23 protein-coding genes and 1 pseudogene are annotated in these 20,029 nt (G+C 62.8%); 12 read left to right on the top strand and 12 right to left on the bottom strand.

From position 1 onward, the window contains the following. Nucleotides 1–9: 9 nt before the first annotated feature. The 4 genes and pseudogenes from AC3RCP_RS30790 to AC3RCP_RS30805 all read right to left on the bottom strand — a co-directional run. The gene (locus tag AC3RCP_RS30790; protein ID WP_101336250.1) at nt 10–777 is read right to left on the bottom strand and encodes a uroporphyrinogen-III synthase; all 768 of its coding nucleotides are present in this window, start codon (nt 775–777) and stop codon (nt 10–12) included. After that, nucleotides 774–1,715 (bottom strand): hydroxymethylbilane synthase, encoded by a 942-nt coding sequence (gene hemC, locus AC3RCP_RS30795; protein ID WP_007926692.1) that lies wholly within the window; start codon nt 1,713–1,715, stop codon nt 774–776. The genes AC3RCP_RS30790 and hemC overlap by 4 nt, the downstream gene beginning before the upstream one ends. A 140-nt stretch (nt 1,716–1,855) precedes the next feature. Beyond that, nucleotides 1,856–2,602, bottom strand: a complete 747-nt coding sequence (locus AC3RCP_RS30800) for a LytR/AlgR family response regulator transcription factor (RefSeq protein ID WP_101336251.1) — start codon at nt 2,600–2,602, stop codon at nt 1,856–1,858. After that, nucleotides 2,599–3,003 (bottom strand): annotated as a pseudogene (locus AC3RCP_RS30805) (sensor histidine kinase); the annotation flags it as partial. The gene AC3RCP_RS30800 and the pseudogene AC3RCP_RS30805, both read right to left, overlap by 4 nt. Before the next feature lie 191 nt (nt 3,004–3,194). Between AC3RCP_RS30805 and argH the strand changes: the two are divergent. Continuing rightward, nucleotides 3,195–4,589, top strand: coding sequence for an argininosuccinate lyase (argH, locus tag AC3RCP_RS30810; protein ID WP_009046147.1), 1,395 nt, complete (start codon nt 3,195–3,197; stop codon nt 4,587–4,589). 70 nt (nt 4,590–4,659) lie between these two features. On the opposite strand, the gene AC3RCP_RS30815 is transcribed toward argH, so the two are convergent. Continuing rightward, nucleotides 4,660–5,316: a glutathione S-transferase family protein gene (locus AC3RCP_RS30815; RefSeq protein ID WP_492570593.1), complete on the bottom strand. Its 657-nt coding sequence runs from the start codon at nt 5,314–5,316 to the stop codon at nt 4,660–4,662. Between the two features lie 125 nt (nt 5,317–5,441). On the opposite strand from AC3RCP_RS30815, the gene AC3RCP_RS30820 reads away from it, so the two are divergent. The 3 genes from AC3RCP_RS30820 to AC3RCP_RS30830 all read left to right on the top strand — a co-directional run bounded on the left by AC3RCP_RS30820 (nt 5,442) and on the right by AC3RCP_RS30830 (nt 9,197). After that, nucleotides 5,442–5,738: a hypothetical protein gene (locus AC3RCP_RS30820; protein WP_007926685.1), complete on the top strand. Its 297-nt coding sequence runs from the start codon at nt 5,442–5,444 to the stop codon at nt 5,736–5,738. 186 nt (nt 5,739–5,924) lie between these two features. Further along, entirely contained in the window at nt 5,925–6,170 is a 246-nt protein-coding gene (locus AC3RCP_RS30825; protein ID WP_007926676.1) for a TIGR02647 family protein, read from the top strand. A gap of 177 nt (nt 6,171–6,347) precedes the next feature. Then, nucleotides 6,348–9,197: a class I adenylate cyclase gene (locus AC3RCP_RS30830; RefSeq protein WP_492570592.1), complete on the top strand. Its 2,850-nt coding sequence runs from the start codon at nt 6,348–6,350 to the stop codon at nt 9,195–9,197. A gap of 17 nt (nt 9,198–9,214) precedes the next feature. Here AC3RCP_RS30830 and rnk read toward each other — a convergent pair whose 3' ends face one another. From rnk to cyaY, 3 genes are all read right to left on the bottom strand, one after another. After that, a complete protein-coding gene (rnk, locus tag AC3RCP_RS30835; RefSeq protein ID WP_007926672.1) occupies nt 9,215–9,628 on the bottom strand; it encodes a nucleoside diphosphate kinase regulator in 414 nt (137 codons plus the stop codon). Nucleotides 9,629–9,775: 147 nt separating this feature from the next. Beyond that, the gene (locus tag AC3RCP_RS30840) at nt 9,776–10,009 is read right to left on the bottom strand and encodes a DUF1289 domain-containing protein (RefSeq protein WP_101336255.1); all 234 of its coding nucleotides are present in this window, start codon (nt 10,007–10,009) and stop codon (nt 9,776–9,778) included. Nucleotides 10,010–10,013: 4 nt separating this feature from the next. After that, nucleotides 10,014–10,346 (bottom strand): iron donor protein CyaY, encoded by a 333-nt coding sequence (gene cyaY, locus AC3RCP_RS30845; RefSeq protein WP_007926670.1) that lies wholly within the window; start codon nt 10,344–10,346, stop codon nt 10,014–10,016. A gap of 239 nt (nt 10,347–10,585) precedes the next feature. Here cyaY and lptM point away from each other — a divergent pair, with 239 nt between their 5' ends. The 6 genes from lptM to AC3RCP_RS30875 are packed head-to-tail and all read left to right on the top strand — an operon-like array spanning nt 10,586 to nt 15,172. After that, a complete protein-coding gene (gene lptM, locus AC3RCP_RS30850; RefSeq protein WP_007926668.1) occupies nt 10,586–10,738 on the top strand; it encodes an LPS translocon maturation chaperone LptM in 153 nt (50 codons plus the stop codon). 9 nt (nt 10,739–10,747) lie between these two features. Further along, nucleotides 10,748–11,995 carry a diaminopimelate decarboxylase gene (gene lysA, locus AC3RCP_RS30855; protein ID WP_007926666.1) on the top strand — a complete coding sequence of 416 codons (1,248 nt, stop codon included), beginning with the start codon at nt 10,748–10,750 and terminating at the stop codon, nt 11,993–11,995. Nucleotides 11,996–11,999: 4 nt separating this feature from the next. Beyond that, complete coding sequence (dapF, locus tag AC3RCP_RS30860; RefSeq protein WP_007926659.1) at nt 12,000–12,830, top strand: diaminopimelate epimerase; 831 nt, start codon at nt 12,000–12,002, stop codon at nt 12,828–12,830. Nucleotides 12,831–12,843: 13 nt separating this feature from the next. Further along, on the top strand, nt 12,844–13,569 hold the full coding sequence (locus AC3RCP_RS30865; protein WP_007926658.1) for a DUF484 family protein: 726 nt from the start codon (nt 12,844–12,846) through the stop codon (nt 13,567–13,569). A gap of 2 nt (nt 13,570–13,571) precedes the next feature. Beyond that, a complete protein-coding gene (xerC, locus tag AC3RCP_RS30870) occupies nt 13,572–14,468 on the top strand; it encodes a tyrosine recombinase XerC (RefSeq protein ID WP_007926657.1) in 897 nt (298 codons plus the stop codon). Continuing rightward, nucleotides 14,468–15,172 (top strand): HAD family hydrolase, encoded by a 705-nt coding sequence (locus AC3RCP_RS30875; RefSeq protein ID WP_007926656.1) that lies wholly within the window; start codon nt 14,468–14,470, stop codon nt 15,170–15,172. The genes xerC and AC3RCP_RS30875 overlap by 1 nt, the downstream gene beginning before the upstream one ends. 104 nt (nt 15,173–15,276) lie before the next feature. Here the strand turns inward: AC3RCP_RS30875 and sutA are convergent, their stop codons facing one another. The 4 genes from sutA to glnK form a co-directional block, all read right to left on the bottom strand. Beyond that, a complete protein-coding gene (gene sutA, locus AC3RCP_RS30880) occupies nt 15,277–15,600 on the bottom strand; it encodes a dormancy-specific transcriptional regulator SutA (protein WP_007926654.1) in 324 nt (107 codons plus the stop codon). A 102-nt stretch (nt 15,601–15,702) separates the two neighbouring features. Further along, nucleotides 15,703–16,128 (bottom strand): secondary thiamine-phosphate synthase enzyme YjbQ, encoded by a 426-nt coding sequence (locus tag AC3RCP_RS30885; protein ID WP_007926650.1) that lies wholly within the window; start codon nt 16,126–16,128, stop codon nt 15,703–15,705. Between the two features lie 210 nt (nt 16,129–16,338). Further along, the gene (locus AC3RCP_RS30890) at nt 16,339–17,676 is read right to left on the bottom strand and encodes an ammonium transporter (protein ID WP_492570591.1); all 1,338 of its coding nucleotides are present in this window, start codon (nt 17,674–17,676) and stop codon (nt 16,339–16,341) included. 35 nt (nt 17,677–17,711) lie between these two features. Next, nucleotides 17,712–18,050: a P-II family nitrogen regulator gene (gene glnK / locus AC3RCP_RS30895; RefSeq protein WP_002555808.1), complete on the bottom strand. Its 339-nt coding sequence runs from the start codon at nt 18,048–18,050 to the stop codon at nt 17,712–17,714. Between the two features lie 416 nt (nt 18,051–18,466). Between glnK and AC3RCP_RS30900 the strand changes: the two genes are divergently transcribed. Continuing rightward, a complete protein-coding gene (locus AC3RCP_RS30900; RefSeq protein ID WP_007926648.1) occupies nt 18,467–18,727 on the top strand; it encodes an accessory factor UbiK family protein in 261 nt (86 codons plus the stop codon). A 236-nt stretch (nt 18,728–18,963) separates the two neighbouring features. Then, a complete protein-coding gene (locus AC3RCP_RS30905) occupies nt 18,964–20,025 on the top strand; it encodes a CDP-glycerol glycerophosphotransferase family protein (protein WP_007926647.1) in 1,062 nt (353 codons plus the stop codon). Nucleotides 20,026–20,029 lie beyond the last annotated feature (4 nt).

The raw sequence follows: 20,029 nt of genomic DNA on the forward strand, positions 1-20,029 counted from the left end.
CCTTTGCGTTTAGAGAACGGGCACGGGTTGCTCCCGTAACGCCGTTAGCAAGGCCGCGGCGCTGGCGCCACGACAATCCACAACTTTCTCGGCCCCGGCGGCACGCGCCATCTCGGCGACCCGGGGGCTCGGTACAAACAACGGCAGCCGCGCCACCTGTGGCCAGGCCTCGCCGGCCAACTGCTGCAAGTGCTCGAAACCCTGCCCACTGCTGACCACCAGCCCATTCAAGCGTTCAGCTCGGATGCGTTGCATCAGGACCCCGTCGGCATAGCGCGGCAGGTCGCGGCGGTACAACTCTAGATAATCGACACTAGCACCTTGGCCGCGCAAACGCTCAGCCAGCAGCTCGCGGCCACCCTCCCCGCGCACGATCAGCACCCGCGGGCCGGGCCGGGCAATAGCCTCGCGCAACTGGGGAAGTTCAAGCAAGGCTTCGCTGTCATCGCCTTGCTCGGGGAAAAAAACATCCAGGCCGTGATCGGCCAGAACCTGCGCCGTGCCGGCGCCCACACTGAACCAACGCTGGCTCGGCGGCTGCGGCCAGAACTGCTCGAGCAGTTGCACGGCTATGCGCGCGGCCGGCTTGCTGACCACGATCACCGCACAGTACAAGTGCAGATCAAGCACTTTGGCGCGCTGGGTATCGCCAACAGGCAGGGCTTGGATTTCCAGCAATGGCAGGCTGCTGCTGAACACCCCCGCTTCGCCCAGAACCTCAGCCAGCAGCGCCGACTCGTCCGTGGGCCGGGTCAGCAGCACACGCCAGTCGCTCACTCTTCGCCAGCCTCGCCATAGACCGCGCGCAGAATATCGTCGGCGCCCTGGGCCAGCAGATCCTCCGCGACCTGCACACCGAGCGCCGCCGCCGCGCTACGTGGAGCACGGGCCTCGGCGCTGAGCAGCACACCGCCGCTCGGTTCGCCGACCAGGCCACGCAGCCACAGCTGATCGCCTTCGAGTACCGCATAGCAGGCGATCGGTACCTGGCAGCCGCCATTCAGATGCTTGTTGAGGGCCCGCTCGGCGGTGACTCGATCCGCGGTATCGACATGATGCAGAGGCGCCAGCAGCTTATGGATCTCGCTGTCGGCCGTGCGGCATTCGATGCCCACCGCGCCCTGGCCGCCAGCCGGAAGGCTGTCGTCGACGCTGATCGAAGAGCTGATGCGATCTTCGAAGCCAAGACGGATCAAGCCCGCAGCGGCCAGGATGATGGCGTCGTACTCGCCGGCGTCGAGCTTGGCCAGGCGAGTATTGACGTTGCCGCGCAGGAAGCGGATCTGCAGGTCCGGACGACGAGCCAGCAACTGCGCCTGGCGACGCAGGCTGGAGGTGCCCACCACGCTGCCCACGGGCAGGTCGTCGAGACTGGAATAGGTATTGGAGACAAAGGCATCGCGCGGGTCTTCACGCTCGCAGATGCAGAACAGGCCCAGGCCTTCAGGGAAGTCCATGGGCACGTCTTTCATCGAATGCACAGCGATATCCGCTTCGTTTTCCAGCAGCGCGGTTTCCAGCTCCTTGACGAACAGTCCCTTGCCGCCGATTTTCGACAACGGCGAGTCGAGCAGCTTGTCGCCGCGACTGACCATGGGCACCAGCGTCACGATCAACCCTGGGTGAGCGGCTTCCAGACGAGCTTTGACGTATTCGGCTTGCCACAAGGCCAAGGCACTTTTGCGGGTAGCGATGCGGATTTCGCGAGAGGACATGGATCAATCCGTACTGATGAAAATACGGCAGATGATAACAGCTCAGCCAAATCAGCTTTGACTTGTATCAGGAACTACAGCCCCTCCCTGGCTGCAGGAACATTGCGGGCGGGGCGCATGACCCGCCCGGCCGCCCGGATCTAGAGCTGCTGCATCATCTTGCGCACACCGGCCACATGCCGTCGGCTGACGATCAACGCATCACCATTGAGACCCTTGAGGAACAGCTGGAAATGCCCCAGCGGCGTACGCTGCAGACGTTCGATGCGTTCACGGGCCACCAAGGCGTTGCGATGGATGCGCACGAAGCGCTCGCCAAACTCGTCCTCCAGCGCCTTCAGGGGTTCGTCCAGCAGGACTTCGCCGCTTTCATGGCGCAAGGTCACGTATTTGTGGTCGGCAATGAAATAGACGACCTGATCCAGCGGGATCAGCTCGATGCCTTTGCGGGTCCGCGCACTGATATGGCTGCGAGGGCCGCTGCCGCTTTCCGCGGCGGGCCGGGTCAGGGCCGCCAGCTGGATCCGGTTGGGGCGGTCGGCCTTTTTCAGCGCCTCGAGCAGATGCTCGGAACGCACCGGTTTGAGCAGGTGACCTACCTCGCTGACATCAAAAGCCTCGAGGGCGAATTCATCAGGGGCGGCACAAAACACCACGGCTGGCGGCGCTTCGCGCTCGCACAAACGGGCGGCAACCTGCAGGCCATCGAGACCCGGCATGCGGATGTCGAGAAGCACGATATCCGGCTTCAGGCTGTCGATCAGGGCCAATGCCTCTTCGCCATTGGTGGCGCTGGGCTCCAGGACACTGTATCCCTCAAGCTCACTGACCATGCGGCTCAGTCGCTCGCGGGCTAGGGGTTCGTCATCAACGATCAGGACATTCATATTGCGCTGGATTCCTGCGTGAGTCTCGCACAAGGATAGCGTAGACAGGTGAAGTGACGTCCGTCACGGCGATCCACGCTAAGACTAGTGCGAGGGCCAAAAAGTGCCCCACGACGGGCACCATTATTTACCCGGGCCTGCTCGATACCGTTCAAGGCCCGCCACTGCACGACATGGTCATGGGGACTGCTGATACAGGACACAAACACCCCCTCTCTTATAGTCGGCTTCCACCCCGACCGCCTCCCTCGCGAATCGCGAGGTGGCGGCGGGACCGGAGCGCATGCGACAACGGTTGCGTGATCAGCGACCAGACTCGATGAAACATCCGGGATTGCGCTGTTCCTTCAGTCCAACTGTAGACGGTTGCCAAGACGATATTGCTCTATCGATAAATATCGTTACATCACTCCTCGCACCCCGCCGTCGCTCGCCTAGTCTCTGCGCGCCCGAGGTCGGCGACAAGCGCCCGCGGCCCCCATGGCAGAAATAAAAACCTGCCGACCGGTGCCAGCTACAGGATTGGCAACCCTGTTATTATCCGCGGCAACTTTTCACCTCATTTCCCTTCCAGCCGATCACGAGCGAATTCATGAGCACTGACAAGACCAATCAGTCCTGGGGCGGCCGCTTCAGTGAGCCCGTCGACGCCTTCGTCGCCCGCTTCACCGCCTCCGTCACTTTCGACCAGCGCCTCTATCGTCACGACATCATGGGCTCGATCGCCCACGCCACCATGCTGGCCAAGGTCGGCGTACTGACCGATGCCGAACGCGACAGCATCATCGACGGCCTGAAAACCATCCAGGGCGAAATCGAGGCCGGCACCTTCGACTGGCGCGTCGATCTGGAAGACGTGCACATGAACATCGAAGCACGCCTGACCGACCGCATCGGCGTCACCGGCAAGAAGCTGCACACCGGCCGCAGCCGCAACGACCAGGTGGCCACCGATATCCGTCTGTGGCTGCGCGACGAAATCGATCTGATCCTGGCGGAAATCACCCGCTTGCAAAAAGGCCTGCTGGAACAGGCCGAGCGCGAAGCCGGCACCATCATGCCGGGCTTCACTCACCTGCAAACCGCGCAGCCTGTGACCTTCGGTCATCACATGCTGGCCTGGTTCGAGATGCTCAGCCGCGACTACGAGCGCCTGGTCGATTGCCGCAAGCGCACCAACCGCATGCCGCTGGGCAGCGCCGCGCTGGCCGGCACCACCTACCCGATCGACCGCGAGCTGACCTGCCAGCTGCTGGGATTCGACGCCGTCGGCGGCAACTCGCTGGACAATGTGTCTGATCGCGATTTCGCCATTGAGTTCTGCGCCGCCGCCAGCGTGGCCATGATGCACCTGTCGCGCTTCTCCGAAGAGCTGGTGCTGTGGACCAGCGCGCAGTTCCAGTTCATCGATCTGCCCGACCGTTTCTGCACCGGCAGCTCGATCATGCCGCAAAAGAAAAACCCGGACGTTCCGGAGCTGGTTCGTGGCAAGAGCGGCCGCGTGTTCGGCGCCCTGATGGGCCTGCTGACCCTGATGAAGGGCCAGCCCCTGGCCTACAACAAGGACAACCAGGAAGACAAGGAACCGCTGTTCGACGCCGCCGACACCCTGCGCGACTCGCTGCGGGCCTTCGCCGACATGATCCCGGCAATCAAGCCCAAGCACGCGATGATGCGCGAAGCGGCGCTGCGCGGTTTCTCCACCGCCACCGACCTGGCGGACTACCTGGTGCGCCGTGGCCTGCCATTCCGCGATTGCCACGAGATCGTCGGCCACGCCGTGAAGTATGGCGTGGAGACCGGCAAGGACCTGGCGGAAATGAGCCTGGAGGAACTGCGCAAGTTCAGCGACCAGATCGACCAGGACGTGTTTGCCGTGCTGACCCTGGAAGGCTCGGTCAACGCCCGTGACCACATCGGCGGCACGGCCCCGGCTCAAGTCAAGGCGGCGGTGGTTCGCGGCCAGGCGTTGCTGAGCAGCCGCTAAAAGCTAGCGCGGGCAAGCCACGCTCCTGCTAAGAGCGTGGCTTGCCCGCAGTCAGCGACCTGAAACCTTCCTACTTCTTGCTGGCGATCATCGCCAGGAACTGCGGCATCGCCGCGTCCTTGTCCGCCGCGACCCGCTGCACATTGGGCATCTGCTCCAGGCGTGCCATCAAGGCCTTGGCTGCCGGTATCTCGGCCAGATAATCCACACCGAACAGCTTCTGCCCTACCGCGCAGGCCAGGCTCACGCTGTACAGGAAATACAGGTCCGCCACGCTCGGGCTGCTGCCCGCCACATAAGGGGCGAATTTGCCGTGCCTGGCCAGCGAGGCGAACCCCTGCACCAGCTCGTTGCGGGACTTCTCCTTGATAGCCTCGGGGACCGTCATCCCGAAGAACGCCTCGCCATAACAGGCCCGCGCCGGCAACTCGATGTAAAGCTCGATCTCCTTGGCCAGCGCCAACACCTGGGCACGCGCGAACGGGTCACTGGGCAGCAGCGCCGGCCCAGGCTGGCTTTCAAGGTATTCGAGGATCACGCTGGTTTCATTGATAAAACCCTGCTCCACCCCCAGCACCGGCACCTTGCCGCGCGGGCTGATGGCCAACGCCTCAGGGCTTTGCCCGGCGTAGAACGGCACTTCTTCGAAAGGCAGATCTTTTTCCAGCAATGCCAGTTTCACCATGTTGTAGTAATTGCTGACGGCGAATCCATAAAGCTTGAGCATCACATAGCCTCCAGGCCGGGTGCGGGGTTGGCAGCCACTCTTATAGATCCTCGACAGCCGACTGGCCAGCAGCATCAGGCTCCTGAATACGGGTAAACTGGCGACCTTTCCTTGAGGAGCCTGCCATGAGCGAGCCAACCCCCGGTACCAGCAACGACGACAGCGACGAAGAAGCGTTCGCCGAAAACACCCTGATCGAAGCGATCGAAAACCAGATCGAAAGCGACAACCCGCCCGCGGCCAAGGCCACCTTCAACAAGCTGACCCTGGTCGGCTATGAGCGTGACGAAATCCTCAACCTCATGGCTCACGTCCTGGCAGTGGAAATCGACGCGATCCTCGAAGAAGACCGCGCGTTCGACACCCAATGGTATGAAGCCGCGCTGCGCGCCCTGCCCGAGCTGCCGCCCGAGAAGAAATAAGCCCGCCACGCCTCGCGTCCGCCCCTGGCCGGCGCGATGGCGAGCCTTGACTACACTGGTACGCGCCCTGCGGCCAAATACCGCCGCCCAGGGGCGTAAAAGTCCGCAGCGGACACTGGACAGGCTGCCCAACTGCGGTCACCTTAAGGACGCTGTCGTCTAATTCCTAGAAAGTCTGGAGTCCTTATGTCGTATACCCCTGAGTTGGTTGCCGAACTGGAAATCCTTGCACTCTTCAACCTGGACAGTTCCCAGGAAGGCCTGAAAATCCATCAGACCGCTGCCCCCCAAGCTATCGCCGCCGCACGACGCCTGTTCGAAAAAGAGCTCATTACCCAGCCCGATGGTGGTTACCTGACCAGCCTGGGCCGCGATGCCGCCGAGCATGCCCAAGGCCTGCTGACCATTCTGACGGTCAAAGAAGCCGCCTGAACGCTCCCCCCCTACGGCCCTCGGAATCCCCGCCTGTCGGATTCCGCGGGCAAGCTCCAGTTGTCCGCTGGAAATCTGACGTCAAAAATAAAATTCAGCTTAAAGCTCGCCCTCGACTGGCTGTAAACTCCTCCACCTATAAGACCTCCCACGTTCAAGCTTCGCGAGCCTGTTTGAATGACCCGCACCCATGAAATCCGCCCAGATCTGGACGAGGGAATCGATCGCAAGGTTCTCAGCCAGCTGCGTGCGCGCTTTCTGAAGCTCAACGAAGGGCGTCTGGATCGGGCCATGGAGGGGTTATCGCCGCGCCAGCAACTGGTGCTCAACCTGTTGCCGCTGTTCTTTCACGTCAACCACCCGTTATTGCCGGGTTATGTGTCGGGCAGCACACCCGCCGGGCTGTCGAACTACGAACCCGACACCTCAACGCTCAACGAAGCCCAGCGCCTGACCCGCTCGTTTTCCTACAAGGTCCGGCCCGGCAATGCACCGCGACCTATCCATGGCCTGTTCCTGATGGGCAGCCTGGGCACCCTGGCCCAGGCTGACCAGAGCGATATGGATGTGTGGGTCTGCCATGCGCCCGATCTCGGCGAAAACGAACTCGCCGAACTGCGCAAGAAATGCCTGCAGCTGGAAGCCTGGGCCGCCGGCCAGGGCGCCGAGGCGCACTTCTTCCTGATCGACCCGAGCCGCTTTGTCCGTGGCGATCGCGACACCCAACTGAGCTCGGACGATTGCGGCACCACTCAGCACTATCTGCTGCTGGACGAGTTCTATCGCACGGCCATCTGGCTGGCCGGGCGTACGCCACTGTGGTGGCTGGTGCCGGTGTACGAAGAAGCCCGCTACCAGCAGTACACCCATACGCTGCTGTCCAAGCGCTTCATCCCTGCCGACGAAAACCTCGACCTTGGCCATCTGGCTCATATTCCGCCGGGCGAATTCATCGGCGCCGGGCTCTGGCAGTTGTTCAAGGGCATCGAGTCGCCGTACAAGTCGGTGCTCAAGCTGCTGCTGACCGAGGTCTACGCCAGCGAACACCCGCGGGTGGAATGCCTGAGCCTGCGCTTCAAGCAGGCGGTGTTCGCCAATCGCCTGGACCTCGACGAGCTGGATCCGTACATCGTGGTCTACCGGCGCATCGAGGAATACCTCAAGGCCCGTGGCGAACCGGAGCGCCTGGAGCTGGTACGGCGCAGCCTGTACCTGAAGGTCAACCGCAAGCTCACCGGCAACAACGGCGCGCGCAACCCGAGCTGGCAGCGCTCGCTGCTCGAACGGCTGGCCCACGAATGGGGCTGGGATCAACGCCAGCTGGCAATGCTCGACAGCCGCAGCCAGTGGAAAGTCCGCCAGGTCAGCGCCGAACGCCGGGCCCTGGTCAATGAGCTGAACTACAGCTACCGCTTCCTGACCCAGTTCGCCCGTACCGAGCAGACCCTCGGCCTGGTCAACAAGCGCGACCTGAATATCCTCGGCCGCCGCCTGTACGCGGCCTTTGAACGCAAGGCCGGCAAGATCGAATTCATCAACCCCGGCATCGCCCCGGACCTGGCCGAAGACACCCTGACCCTGGTGCAGTCGCCCAACAAGAAAGAACCGGGGCAAACCCACTGGGGCCTGTACAACGGCAGCCTGAATGCCCTGGAGTGGGAACACTTCGCGCCGATCAAGCGCAGCCGCGAACTGCTGGAGCTACTGACCTGGTGCCATCGCAACGGCGTGATCGACAGCAGCACGCGCCTGGCGCTGCACCCGGGCAGCAGCGACTTGAGCGAGTTCGAGCTGTTCAATCTGCTGGGCAGCCTGCAACAGACCATCGCCCTGCCCCTGGGCACCGTCAGCGAAGAACGCCTGCTGCACAGCAGCGTGCCCAGCGAAGTGCTGATCCTGGTGAATGTCGGCCGCGACCCGCTCAAGCATCACCGCGACCTGAACATCCTGATGACCACCGAGCGCACCGACTCTTTGAGCTACGCCGGGGTGCGGGAGAACCTGGTGCTGACCCTCGATCAGGTGACGCTCAACAGCTGGAACGAGGTATTAGTCGGCCGTTACGACGGCGCCCATGCCCTGCTCGACTGCCTGCGCGACTACCTCAACAACCTGCCGCGCGGCCCTGAGCAACCGAAGCTGCGAGTGCGCTGCTTCTGCCACAACCGTGCGCAGTTCATCGCCCAACGGGTCGAAGAGCTGTTCGACACGGCGCAGAACCTGTTGCTCAGCCAGCTCAACCACCGCTACCTGATCCAGGTCCAGCAGCATTACCACGTGCTGGAGTTGGTGCCGGGCCAGGTCAATCATGTGGCGCTGGCAAGCCTGCCGGCGCTGATCGACTACCTCGGCGAAGAACAGTCGAGCTACAGCCCGCTGCACCTGGACCCGATGGCCCTGGAAGAACACGACCTGGCGCTGATCCTGCCGATGGGCCAGCCCGACTGCATCCAGGTGTTCTACCGTGTCGTCGAGGCTCAGGCCGAGCTGTATGTGCTGGATGAATTCAATGCGCTCTGGCAGCAACGCCTGCCCTACCACGACGAACAGAGCCTGTTGGTCCCCCTGCAACGCTTCCTGCAGTCGATCCTCTACCGGCGCGATGCCCAACTGCCGATGGAGGCCTCCCAGGCTCTGGTGCCACTGGATATTTTGTATTACCAGATATTGCCCTCAGGCAGCACAAGAGCCCGTCGAATCGAGCCACGCCCGGCCCCCCAGACACCAGCGAACAAAGCCTTTTATGACGTGCAGGGCATCATCGGCAAAGCCGCACCGGGGCAGGTGCAGGTCACTCTGTATTGCAATCAACGGGAGTTTTCCGAGCTGGAGCATGGCGACCAGTTGTTCGCCGCGGTCGCCCAGGAGATTGTCGGCCAGCGTCGCGAAACCGAGCGCTATCGCTGCTATATCACCGACCTGGACCTGTCCGGCCTGCTCGGTGACCACCACGGCTCAAGCAATCTCTACCTACGCTACAAGGCCGACCTGGAGCGCGCCTTGAACGACGCGCTCGAGCAGGTCTAGCCGGTCAGCGGCGCCCTTCAGAGGTGAAAGTCGCCAGCCGCTTCGGGTTGGTATTCCACTTCCAGCAGGGTCAGCTTCAGGGTCTTGCCGCCGGGCGCCGGCCAGTCGATGTACTGCCCGACCTGCAAACCGAGCAAGGCGCTGCCCACCGGCGCCAGGATAGAGATCCGGCCCTCGTCGGCGTTGGCGTCCTGCGGATACACCAGGGTCAGGTGATAGTCCTTGCCGCTGCCCTCTTCGCGACAATGCACACGCGAATTCATGGTCACGACACCAGGCGGGACTTCATCGTGGCCCACCAGGGTTTCGGCGCGATCCAGCTCGGTCTGCAACGCAATGACGCCAGGCAGCGTGTCGTCCAGGCTGTCGATCAGGCGCTCCAGACGCTGCACGTCGAGGCGGGTGAGAATGATGGAAGGTGCGGTGCTCATGATCCAGGCAGACTCCTTTTTTCGGCACAAAAAAGCAAAACCCCGTCCAGATAAGACGGGGTTTTCACTGGCCTCGATGTGGCGAGGCGTAACCGGACACTACCACAGCAGCACAAATAAACAAGCCGCCGGGCTTTTGTGCCCGGGCTAGCCCATACCAGGCGCCGCAGCCCGCTTGCGCTCCAGCGCCTGGCGACAGATGACTCGCCGTCGCTCATCGTCCGCCGAGCGCCATTCGCGAATGTCTTCCACATGCCGGAAACAGCCCTTGCAGACTTTTTCCTCATCCAGCCGGCACAGGCTGATGCAGGGCGAGGCCACGGCCGGGCTGACATTGCTGTACAGCGGCTTGGACGGGCGCGCCGGGGCGGCTGGCGTCACGGTCTCAGAGCCCTTCGAACTCAAGCTTGATATCGGCCTGCTCGAGGACGATGCGCTCGAGCATTTCGCCCAGCTGCTCTTCGCTCTTGTCGCACATCCAGCGCTCGCTTTCTTCGTCGTAGTCGAAGTGGAAACCACCGGAGCGCGCGGCCAGCCACAGCTGACGCAGCGGCTCCTGGCGGCTGAAGATCACCTGGCTGCCGTTTTCGAACTTGACGGTGAGCACACCGGCGGAGCTCTCCAGATCGATATCCAGGTCACTCTCCTCGAAAATGTCCTCCAGCGTCTGCTGGGTGGCATCGACCAGGTCGTGGAAACGGGCTTCAGTCAAACTCATTGCGGGAACCTCGAAAAGTGTCTACTCACGCTCAAGCGCCGCAAGATACGGGCGCATCCGGGCGAATGCAAAGGATACCGATCAAGGGCGCGGGCGGCAGAGAAAATATCCCCGCAACCGCCGCGCCCAGCGCCCGGGCCCGGGGCAAAGGCCCGCCGGACGGGTGTTCCAGCGCATAGGCAAGCCGTCGGGTGGCCGGTATACTCGGGCGCAATTAACGCATTCTCAAGGATTTCGCCATGAAGCGCCTGATCTCTTCCCTTGCTGCGCTCGTCGCGGTTGCCTGCCTTGTCACTGCCTGCGGTCAAAAAGGCCCGCTGTATCTTCCCGATGACAGCAAATCCCCTGAAGACCAAGGTCACTCGCAGTCGCACAAGCACGACACCAACTAAGGGAACCCCATGGACGCTTTTAACTACCGCGACGGGCAGCTGTTCGCGGAAGGTGTAGCGTTGTCCGCCATTGCCGAGCGCTTTGGCACGCCGACCTACGTCTATTCCCGAGCGCATATCGAAGCGCAGTACCGCGCGTACGCCGATGCCCTCGCCGGCATGCCGCACCTGGTCTGCTTCGCGGTAAAGGCCAACTCCAACCTGGGTGTACTGAATGTCCTGGCGCGTCTGGGCGCCGGTTTCGACATCGTCTCCCGGGGCGAGCTGGAACGCGTCCTGGCCGCTGGCGGCGCGGCCGACAAGATTGTCTTCTCCGGTGTCGGCAAGACCCGTGACGACATGCGTCGCGCCCTGGAAGTCGGTGTGCACTGCTTCAACGTCGAGTCCAGCGACGAGCTGGAACGCCTGCAACAGGTCGCCGCCGAACTCAAGGTTCGCGCGCCGGTTTCGCTGCGGGTCAACCCGGATGTCGATGCTGGCACCCACCCGTACATTTCCACCGGCCTGAAGGAAAACAAGTTCGGTATCGCCATCGCCGATGCCGAAGACGTGTACATCCGCGCGGCACAGCTGCCGAACCTGGAAGTGGTCGGCGTCGATTGCCATATCGGCTCGCAACTGACCACCCTGGCCCCCTTCATCGATGCCCTCGACCGCCTGCTGGACCTGGTCGACCGCCTGGGCGAGTGCGGCATCTACCTGCGCCACATCGACCTCGGTGGCGGCCTGGGCGTGCGTTATCGCGATGAAGAGCCACCGCTGGCCGCCGACTACGTCAAGGCCGTGCGCGAACGCCTCGACGGCCGCGACCTGGAACTGGTCTTCGAACCCGGCCGTTTCATCGTCGCCAACGCCGGGGTACTGCTGACCCGGGTCGAGTACCTCAAGCACACCGAACACAAGGACTTCGCCATCGTCGACGCTGCCATGAACGACCTGATCCGCCCGGCCCTGTACCAGGCCTGGATGGACGTCAGCGCCGTACGCCCGCGCGATGGCCAGGCACGTACCTACGACATCGTCGGCCCGATCTGCGAAACCGGCGACTTCCTGGCCAAGGAACGTCAGCTGGCCCTGGAAGAGGGCGACCTGCTGGCCGTGCATTCGGCCGGTGCCTACGGTTTCGTCATGAGCTCCAACTACAACACCCGCGGTCGCGCTGCTGAAGTGCTGGTCGATGGTGAACAGGCTGTTGAAGTGCGTCGCCGCGAGACGGTAGCCGAGTTGTTTGCTGGCGAAAGCCTGCTGCCGGAGTAAAACCATGCTGCTGCGTTTTACCAAGATGCACGGCCTGGGCAATGACTTCATGGTCCTCGACCTGGTCAGCCAGCACGCGCACATCCTGCCCAAACATGCCAAGCAATGGGGCGATCGCAACACCGGAGTCGGTTTCGACCAGTTGCTGATCGTCGAGGCGCCGAGCAACCCGGATGTGGATTTCCGCTACCGGATCTTCAATTCCGACGGCTCCGAAGTGGAGCAATGCGGCAACGGTGCGCGCTGTTTCGCCCGTTTCGTGCTGGACAAGCGCCTGACCACCAAGCGCCAGATCCGTGTCGAGACCAAAAGCGGCATCATCGAACTGGATGTGCGCAACGACGGTCAGATCAGCGTCGACATGGGCGCGCCGCGCCTGGTGCCCGAGCAGATTCCGTTCGTGGCACCGGCCCAGGCCCTGAGTTACCAGGTCGAAGTCGATGGCCAGACCGTCGAATTGGCCGCGGTGTCCATGGGCAACCCCCATGCGGTGCTGCGGGTCAACGACATCAACAGCGCGCCGGTGCATGAGCTGGGACCGAAGATCGAACATCACCCGCGCTTCCCGGCCCGGGTCAATGTCGGCTTCATCCAGGTCATCGACCGTCAGCGCGCGCAGCTGCGGGTCTGGGAACGTGGCGCCGGGGAAACCCAGGCCTGCGGTACCGGCGCCTGCGCCGCCGCAGTGGCCGCGATCAGCCAGGGGTGGATGGATTCGCCGCTATTGATCGACCTGCCGGGCGGGCGCCTGTCCATCGAATGGGCAGGCCCTGGCCAACCGGTGAAGATGACCGGCCCGGCAGTGCGCGTATACGAAGGACAGGTGCGTCTTTGAATGAGCGAAAACCATGACTGATCAGCCTCAGGTTCCAGCCGAACAGCCCGACGAATCTCCTGCCGAAAACCTCGAGGCGGCGGCGATCGCCGCGTACCTGGAGGCGCATCCGGACTTCTTCGTCGAGCATGAAGAACTGCTCCCGGCGTTGCGCATTCCCCATCAGCGCGGTGACACCATCTCGCTGGTGGAGCGGCAGATGAAGATCCTGCGCGAGCGCAACATCGAGATGCGCCACCGGCTTTCGCAGTTGATGGACGTGGCCCGGGACAACGACCGGCTCTTCGAGAAGACCCGACGCCTGATTCTCGCGCTGATGGATGCCAACAGCCTGGAAGACGTGGTGATGAGCGTCGAAGACAGCTTGCGCCAGGACTTCCAGGTGCCTTTCGTGGGCTTGATCCTGTTCAGCGACAGTGCCATGCCAGTGGGCCGCTGGGTCACCGCGGCCGAGGCCCAGACCGCCATCGGTGGCTTGCTGACCGAAGGCAAGAGCATCAGCGGCAGCCTGCGCGAGCATGAGCTGGACTTCCTGTTCGGCGAAGAACAGCGCCAGCAGATCGGCTCGAGCGCCGTGGTCGCCATCGCCCATCAGGGCATTCACGGCGTGCTGGCCATCGCCAGCCGCGACCCGCAGCACTACAAAAGCTCGGTGGGGACGCTGTTCCTCAGCTATATCGCCGAAGTCATGGGCCGCGTGCTGCCGCGCTTCACTCACTCGCTACGCTCGGTTCGCTGACCATGGAACGACAACTGGACGCCTACTGCGAGCACCTGCGCAGTGAGCGCCAAGTGTCGCCCCATACGCTGCAAGCCTACCGCCGCGATCTGGAAAAAGTGCTGGCCTTCTGCGCCAAGCAGCAGGTTTGCAGCTGGTCCGACCTGGACATCCAGGGCCTGCGCAGCATGATTGCGCGCCTGCACCAGCAGGGCCAATCCTCTCGCAGCCTGGCGCGCCTGCTCTCCGCCGTGCGCGGCCTGTATCACTACCTGAACCGCGAAGGCCTGTGCAATCACGACCCGGCCAACGGCCTGGCGCCGCCCAAGGGCGAGCGCCGCCTGCCCAAGACCCTGGACACCGATCGCGCGCTGCAATTGCTCGATGGCGCGGTGGAGGATGATTTCCTCGCGCACCGCGACCAGGCGATTCTCGAGCTGTTCTATTCCTCCGGGCTGCGCCTGTCGGAGCTGACCAGCCTCGACCTCGAACAACTGGACCTGGCCGATGGCCTGGTGCAGGTGCACGGCAAAGGCAGCAAGACCCGGGTCCTGCCGATTGGCAAGAAGGCCCGCGAGGCGCTGCAGCTGTGGCTACCGCTGCGGGCGCTGAGCAATCCGCCGGACGACGCGGTGTTCGTCAGCCAGCAGGGCCGGCGCCTGGGCCCCCGGGCGATCCAGCTGCGGGTCAAGGCCGCCGGCGAGCGCGAGCTGGGACAGAACCTGCATCCGCATATGCTGCGACACTCCTTCGCCAGCCACATGCTGGAATCCTCCCAGGACCTGCGCGCGGTACAGGAACTGCTGGGGCACTCGGATATCAAGACCACCCAGATCTATACCCATCTGGACTTCCAGCACCTGGCAGCGGTCTACGACAGCGCCCACCCACGGGCCAAACGCAACAAAGGCGGTGAGTAATGACGATCAAGCTGATCACCTTCGACCTCGACGACACGCTGTGGGATACCGCGCCCGTGATCGTCAGCGCCGAAGCCGTGCTGCGCCAGTGGCTGACCGACCACGCTCCGCAACTGGGCGGCGTACCGGTGGAGCATCTCTGGACCATCCGTGAGCGGGTGCTGAACCACGAGCCCGGGCTCAAGTACCGCATCAGCGCGCTGCGCCGACGGGTGCTGTTTCATGCACTGGAGGAAGCCGGCTACGACCAGGGCCAGGCCAATGCCCTGGCCGACCAGAGTTTTGAAGTGTTCCTGCATGCGCGGCACCAGCTGGATATCTTTCCCGAGGTGCAGCCGACCCTGGAAGCGCTGGCCAACCACTTCGCGCTGGGCGTGGTCACCAATGGCAACGCCGACGTGCGCCGCCTGGGGCTGGCGGATTACTTCAAGTTCGCCCTGTGCGCCGAAGACATCGGCATCGCCAAGCCCGATTCACGGTTGTTTCACGAAGCTCTGCAACGGGGCGAGGCGACACCGGACACCGCCGTGCACATCGGCGACCACCCGGGCGACGACATCGCCGGGGCCCAGCAAGCCGGCTTGCGGGCCATCTGGTTCAACCCGGCCGGCAAGGCCTGGGAGGCGGATCGGTTGCCGGATGCGGAAATCCGCAGCCTGACCGAGCTGCCGAAACTGCTGGCGCGCTGGCACAACGGTGCCTGATCGGACGCTGTCGCAATCACTGCAACACCGCACTCTCGCCAACAAGCGCCCATGAAAAAGCCCGCAGCGACGGCGGGCTTTTTCAGCAAGCAAGTGGCAGGCGCTCAGATAGGCCGGCTACCGTACTTGTTATCAGGCTTCTTGGGCGGATCGGCAACCACATTGGCCTCGACTTCCTGCACTTTACCGCCACGGGCCAGGAACTCCTCCATGGCGCGCGCCAGTGCATCACGCTCTTTGTTCTTGGCTTCGACACTCGGCAGCTCGTCTACCGAGACGGCAGCCTTGGCCTTGCCTTTGGCGGTCGGGGCAGGAACATCACTGCCATCGTCTTCCGCCACATCGTCGGCGGCCGCTTCAAGACCTTCTTCGGTTTCGTCTTCGTCGCCTACTTCGAGGTCGTCGTTTTCCAGATCATCGTCGCTCATGTTCTACCTCATGACTTGCGAAAAGCAGATTAGTTATAGCCCAGCTGAGCCGACTGTCGAAGGCTGCTGGAAAAAAATCAACATCCACTGATAACCAGCGGCTTATGCCTTATCACCGTGCAAGGTGGCAAGGACTTTGCGGGCACCGCCATGATCGCGATGCTCGCCCAGATAAACGCCTTGCCAGCTGCCTAACGCCAAGCGACCCGCCGATACCGGCAAGCTCAATTGACAGCCTAGCAAACTGGCCTTGAAGTGCGCCGGCAGATCATCGGGCCCTTCGTCGTCATGTTCATACCCGGCCATGCCTTGAGGCACCAGGGAGTTGAAGAAACGCTCGAAGTCACGACGAACCGCAGGGTCGGCATTCTCGTTGATGGTCAACGAGGCCGAGGTATGCTGCAGCCACAAATGCAACAGACCGACCCGACATGCCTTCAGTTCAGGCAGGCCGGCGAGCAACTCGTCCGTTACCAGATGAAAGCCCCGGGGCCTTGCCCGCAGGGTAATCAGAGTCTGTTGCCACATACAGTTCTCCGCACATTCGGCGCGCATTCTAGCGCGCTCTGGGAAAAAACAAAGTGCCGAATATTCCTCCAATGCTGTAAGTCATTGACCCGAAAAAAAAGCAGTCATCAAACTGGCTGACAAGCTCTGGAAAAAACCTTTCAGCCGTCTCTCAATGACAAAACGCAGACAAAAAAATGCCCGGCAAGCCGGGCATTTTTTCTGGCGGGATTACAGGTTGTAACCGCGCTCGTTGTGTTGCGCCAGGTCGAGGCCGACCGACTCTTCTTCCTCGGTGACACGCAGCCCGATGACCACATCCAGCACCTTGAGGATGATGAAGGTCACGATCGCGGTGTAGATCACCGTGAAGCCCACGCCTTTGCACTGGATCCACACTTGCGCGGCGATGTCGGTCACGGTGCCGAAGCCGCCCAGCGATGGCGCGGCGAACACGCCGGTGAGGATCGCGCCGAGGATACCGCCGATACCGTGCACGCCGAAGGCGTCCAGGGAGTCGTCGTAGCCCAGCTTGCGTTTCAGGGTGGTGGCGCAGAAGAAGCACACCACGCCCGCTGCCAGGCCAATCACCAGGGCGCCCATCGGGCCTACGGTGCCAGCGGCAGGCGTGATCGCCACCAGGCCGGCAACCACACCCGAGGCGATGCCCAGAGCGCTTGGCTTACCGTGGGTCAGCCATTCGGCGAACATCCAGCCCAGCGCCGCAGCGGCGGTGGCAATCTGGGTTACCAGCATCGCCATGCCGGCGGTGCCGTTGGCGGCGGCGGCGGAACCGGCGTTGAAGCCGAACCAGCCGATCCACAGCATGGCCGCGCCCATCAGGGTGTAACCCAGGTTGTGCGGCGCCATCGGGGTGGTCGGGAAGCCTTTACGCTTGCCCAGCACCAGGCAGGCCACCAGGCCGGCGATACCGGCGTTGATATGCACCACGGTGCCGCCGGCGAAGTCCAGCACGCCCCAGTCCCACATCAGGCCGCCGTTGCCGGACCAGACCATGTGCGCGATCGGCGCGTAGACCAGGGTGAACCAGATGGCCATGAAGATCAGCATGGCGGAGAACTTCATCCGCTCGGCGAAGGCACCGACGATCAGCGCCGGGGTGATGATGGCGAAGGTCATCTGGAAGGTGATGAACACCGCCTCGGGGAACAGCGCCGCCGGGCCGGTCAGGCTCGCCGGGGTGACGCCGGCCAGGAAGGCCTTGCCCAGGCCGCCGACGAAGGAGTTGAAGTTGACGACGCCCTGCTCCATGCCGGAGGTGTCGAACGCAATGCTGTAGCCATAAATGACCCACAGGATGCTGATCAGACCGGTAATGGCGAAGCACTGCATCATCACGGAAAGAATGTTTTTCGAACGCACCATGCCGCCGTAGAACAGCGCCAGGCCGGGAATGGTCATGAACAGCACCAGGGCGGTCGAGGTCAGCATCCAGGCGGTGTCGCCGGAGTTGAGGACTGGGGCTGCCACTTCGTCCGCCGCCATGGCCAGGCCAGGCATTACGAGGGACAACAGGGCTCCTAGCCCTGCGATTTTACGCAGAGTCATATTGTTTTCTCCTGGGGCGTTGGGTTTGGGGCGGCTTAGATGGCGTCGGTATCGGTTTCGCCGGTACGGATGCGAATAGCCTGTTCCAGATTGACCACGAAGATCTTGCCGTCACCGATCTTGCCGGTGTTGGCGGCCTTGGTTATCGCCTCGATGACCCGATCAAGATCCTTGTCATCGATGGCGACGTCGATCTTCACCTTGGGCAGGAAGTCGACTACGTACTCCGCGCCGCGATACAGCTCGGTGTGCCCCTTCTGCCGGCCGAAGCCTTTGACCTCAGTAACGGTAATGCCCTGCACGCCGATCTCGGACAGCGACTCGCGCACGTCGTCCAACTTGAACGGCTTGATGATGGCAGTGACTAGCTTCATGAAACTTTCTCCCGAATTGGTGGACTTGCCCCAGGAAAACAAACCCGACTCAAGTCTAAGCGCAGTGCCTGGCTTTGTAACGCATCGTCGGCCTTCCTCGACCAGACCGACGCCAGCTAACCGCTCCTGACGAAACACTTCCCCGCTCCGCCTGCCGCACTGCATTCGTCACAGCGACTGCATCAGTGCATGGGTCATCGGGGACTAAGCAGAAACCTTGCCATCTCGCGAAAACCCACTGATTTCAGTCCCTTGGCCGCCACGACAGAAACCACTTCGCCATCATCGCCACGGATACGCACAACAACAGTGCGCCACTGCCCGGCGCGATGCGCGAAAAGCGTGCATCCCCACCTGCCGATTGACTATAGACAGTGCGTGATACACTGCCCGCCATTGTTTTCAGGACACTTCCCATGCTCGCGCCCAAAGACCTCCTCGATGCCCTGAGCGGCCATGCCGCCCGCCTGTTCAGCGGCGATACCCCACTGCCCCGCGCCGAAATCGAAAGCCAGTTCAAGGCCCTGCTGCAAAGCGGCTTCAGCAAACTGGACCTGGTCAGCCGGGAAGAATTCGACAGCCAGATGGTCGTCCTGGCCCGCACCCGGGCCCGCCTGGAAAGCCTGGAGGCGAAGGTCGCCGAGCTGGAAGCCAAGCTCAACCCGAGCGAGCAATAACCACCTCGACCGCGCCCCTGCGCATAGGCTCGACCATGCAGTGCCTGCCGCCGGTCGAGCCGGACCCCGCCAGCAAAGATTTTCCGCCCTGCCCGTTCATTTCCCGCCTGCTTCGCCGATAACATGTCCAGCGTTTGCGATCCTGGCTACCCTCGGGGCGAGCCATGCCCCACGACACCGCCAAGCAACGCCAACGCTTGCCTCGACTTATTCTTTGTTGTGCACCAGGTAGCCCTATGACCGCGCCAAAACCCTTCAGCCGCTTGGCCTTCTTCGTTCATACCGCCGAGATGCTCAATCACTATCAGGCGGTCTGGAGCCTGTTGGGGGCCGATGCTTTCGATGTGGTCCTGCACGGCACCCATGAAGAGCGCGCGCAAAGCCGCGAACTGATTGGCGGCCTGGGCTACAGCTGTCACGGCAGCCTGGATGTGATCAAAGCCAATCACCGCTATGACGTGGTGGTCTCCAACCACAGCATGTACGACCACGGCTCGCAGCCGATGATCAAGGCGCTGGGCCATCGGCAGGTGCGCTTCATGTACGCCCTGGGCAAGTACAAACACAACTTCTCCAGCTGGAACCGGCATTACGACCTGATCCTGTGCTTCGGCCCCTGGCAGGCCGAGCGCCTGCGCGAATGCTGCGACGCCGTGACCTTCCAGATGGGCTACCCGCGCTACGACGCCTACTTCCGCGAAACCTCGCTGCAAGGCCAGCATCCGGCGGACCTGGGCCTGGACCCGACGAAAAAGACCGTGCTGTGGCTGCCGACCTGGATGGAGCTGTCGTCGATCAGCCGCTTCGCCGACGCCATGGCCGGGTTGTGCGATCGCTACAACGTCATCGTGAAGACCCACCCGCTGTCGGTCGAGGCCGATCCCGAAGCGCTGAAACTGCTCGAGCAATACCCGTTCACCGCGGTGATTACCCGCGTCTACGACAACCTCAGCCTGTTCCGTTGCGCCGACTATGTGGTTTCGGACTACGGCGGAACCGCGTTCGGCGCCCTGTACCTGGACAAGAACCTGCTGCTGTTGAACGTCCCGGACGCCGAGCAGGACGCACTGACCGGCGAGGAATCGCCCGATGTGCTGCTGCGCAACGACATCGTCAACCTCGACCCCGAGGCGCGCTGGCAACTGCCCGACCTGCTGGGGGACGAGAACCTCTGGCAACGGCAGGCCGCGGTCCGTCAGCGCCTGCGTCGCCATTATTTCGCCCCCAGCTATGGTTTCTCGGCGGAGCTGGCGGTACTGGCGCTGCGCAACATCGAAAACATACTCAAGCAGGGGTGAAAGC

Source organism: Pseudomonas sp. GW822-FHT05A08 (assembly GCF_058800485.1).